The organism is Jatrophihabitans sp., from assembly GCF_036389215.1.
Taxonomy (GTDB): Bacteria; Actinomycetota; Actinomycetes; order Mycobacteriales; family Jatrophihabitantaceae; genus Jatrophihabitans_A.
Map to the genome: position 1 here is coordinate 1 of NZ_DASVQG010000007.1, position 2,711 is coordinate 2,711.

General features: G+C 70.0%; 3 protein-coding genes and 1 pseudogene. 3 read left to right on the plus strand and 1 reads right to left on the minus strand.

Annotation, left to right across the window (positions count from 1 at the left end):
* Nucleotides 1–909, plus strand: a 909-nt coding sequence (locus VF542_RS00315) for a winged helix DNA-binding domain-containing protein (RefSeq protein WP_408649715.1), incomplete at its 5' end; no start/stop codon positions are given.
* 76 nt (nucleotides 910–985) lie between these two features.
* Nucleotides 986–1,159, plus strand: coding sequence for a hypothetical protein (locus VF542_RS00320; RefSeq protein ID WP_408649716.1), 174 nt, complete (start codon nucleotides 986–988; stop codon nucleotides 1,157–1,159).
* Nucleotides 1,160–1,194: 35 nt separating this feature from the next.
* Here VF542_RS00320 and VF542_RS00325 read toward each other — a convergent pair whose 3' ends face one another.
* Nucleotides 1,195–2,280 (minus strand): branched-chain amino acid aminotransferase, encoded by a 1,086-nt coding sequence (locus tag VF542_RS00325; protein ID WP_408649717.1) that lies wholly within the window; start codon nucleotides 2,278–2,280, stop codon nucleotides 1,195–1,197.
* Between the two features lie 243 nt (nucleotides 2,281–2,523).
* Here VF542_RS00325 and VF542_RS00330 point away from each other — a divergent pair.
* Nucleotides 2,524–2,711, plus strand: a pseudogene (locus tag VF542_RS00330) (hypothetical protein); the annotation flags it as partial.

The window sequence follows — 2,711 nt, forward strand, 5'->3', positions numbered from 1 at the left end:
GTCGTGCTGGCCGGCGAGGTCGAGCGCAGCGTGGTGCGGACCTGGCTGATGCGCGCCACCGTGCACCTGGTGGCAGCCGAGGACGTCCGGTGGCTGGTCGCCCTGTTCGGGCCGATGATCGAACGCCGTTTCGCCAACGTGCGGTGGCGGCACTTGGGGATCGACCAGCACCTCATCGACAAGGCGATCCCACTCGCGTACCAGGTGCTGGCCGGCCGTCAGCTGACCCGCCATGAGGTCGCCGCGGAACTTGCCGATCGCGGCATTCGGCTGGCGGAGGACCCCTCGGCCGCGACCCACCTGCTGCTGGCATTGAGCTGTCGCGGCATCACCTGCCGGGCGGGCGACCGGGGTCGCGATTCGACCTTCGCCCTCCTCGAGGACTGGGTGCCGAGCGCACCGGCGCCGGCTGACCCGATGGCCGAGCTGGCGCGCCGGTACTTCCGCGCATTCGCACCGGCCACCGCCGCGGACTTCTCGACCTGGTCGGGCTTGCCGTCCGGCGCGGCGATCAGGGCGATCCGGCACGAGCTGACCGAGGTCGAGCTCGACGGCCGGCGGGGCTGGACACTCGGTGCGGTGCAGCCGGTACCTGGGGTGCGCCTGCTGCCGATGTTCGACAACTACCTGATCGGCTACCGCGACCGCACCGCGATGCTCGATCCCGCCCTGCACCCGCTGGTCTACGTCGGGGGCATCATCAAGCCGGCCGTGGTCTGTGACGGCCGGGTGATCGGTATCTGGCGACTGGACCGGTCCGAGCGGTCCGGTCGGTCAACCCGCTCGGCGACCATCCGGGTCACGCCGTTCGAGCGACTCACCCGCCGGCACCGGGACGAACTCGAACGGGAACGCGCCGACATCGAGAGATTCCTCGCTCGCGTGGTAGGCATCGCTATCGACTCCTGAAGCCGGCCCGACCGACGAGATACGGCGATGTGCCGTCGCGACGCATACTGGAAGCATTCGAGGAGGGATTCCTGAGATGTTCTGGCTGGCGAACCTGGCCTGGGTGGCGGTCGTGGGGTACCTGCTGTCCCGGTGGGCCAGGCGCGCCGACGAGGTCGAAGCGGACTCCGCCTACCTGTACGAGAACGCGCAGGGCCCCGGGTACGGCTCGAAGTTCCTGAACATCCTGCTCGGCCGCGACCGCGACTAGCCGGCGCTCGCTCCACCGGCCTATTCCACCGGCCCCTATTCCACCGCCGGGCGTAGCCAGTTGCGGGTGTCCGGCACCCGGCCGAACTGGACGTCCAGGAGGTGCTTGCGGATGGCCAGCGTCAGCCTGCCCGGCTGCCCGTCGCCCACGCTGTGGCCGTACCCCTCGCCCTTGAAGCCGATGATCGGGGTGATCACGGCGGCGGTGCCGGCCGCGAACATCTCGGTGATCGAGCCGTCGTCGCAGCCCGACCGCAGGTCCGCCAGGGCGACCTGCCGCTCGACGGGCTTGAGATCGTGCTCGTCGGCCAGTTCCAGGACGCTGTCGCGGGTCACGCCCTCGAGGATGGTGCCCAGTCCCGGTGTGACCAGCTCGCCGTCGGCGGTCACCAGGAACAGGTTCATGGTGCCCGACTCCTCCAGGTAGCGGTCGTCGTCCCCGCTGAGGTAGAGCACCTGCTCGCAGCCGTGCTCGTGGGCCTCGACCTGTGCGGCCAGGCTCGCGGCGTAGTTGCCGCCGCACTTGGCATCGCCCGTGCCACCCTTGGCCGCCCTGGAGTACTTCTCGCTGACCCAGAGTGAGACGCCGCTCAGGCCGGAGCTGAAGTAGGACCCGGCGGGTGAGGCGATCACGCCGTAACTCACCTCGAGGGCCGGCCGCACCCCGAGGAATGCCTCGGAGCCGAACATGTACGGCCGCAGGTACAGGCTGCGCTCGCCGTCGTAGGCCGGCACCCAGTCCTGATCGGCGCGCACCAGTTCGATCAGGCTCTGGATGAACAGCTCCTCCTCCAGCACCGGCAGCGCCAGCCGCCGGGCCGAATTTCCGAACCGGCGCGCGTTCAGCTCCGGCCGGAACAGCCAGATGCTGCCGTCGGCGTGCCGCATCGCCTTCATGCCCTCGAAGATCTCCTGCGCGTAGTGGAACACCGCCGCGGCGGGGTGCAGGGTGTACGGCTGGAGCGCGCGCACCTCGAGGTCGTGCCACCCGGCGTCGGCGGTCCAGGTTGCCGAGGCCATGTGGTCGGAGAAGAACCGGCCGAAGCCGGGGTCGGCCAGCATCTCCGCCCGCTCCTGCTCGGATGCGGGGTGGCTGGAGCGGGTGACTCGGAAGTGGGTCATGAGGCCTCTTTCAGGTCGATTCTGATTCGCTGAACACCGTTGCGCAATTCCGGCCCGGCACAGCCGAGCGGCGAACCCGGCCGGGTGATCGCGTCCCTCGCTATGACCACGGTATCTGCCGGCGGCAGAGGCTACGCCAGGCCGGGGTGAGCGAGCCGCCGGACCTGCCCCAGCTGCCGTCTGCCCGGAAGATGGGGCGGGCTGCCTAGAATCGGTGGTCGGAGCAGAGGGAGGAGGACGAACGTGCATTTCCGGTATCCGGTGGTAGCGGCATCGCTGCTGCTCCTCGGATGCACCGCGGAGCCGAGCACCACCATCCCCTCGCCGCCGCCGAACGCCTCCCGCCCGCCGGCGGCCACGCTCGCGCCGAAGTCGCCCAGCAAGCCCGATCCGGCGTTCATCCCGCCCGAGCTGGCCAAGTACTGCCACGC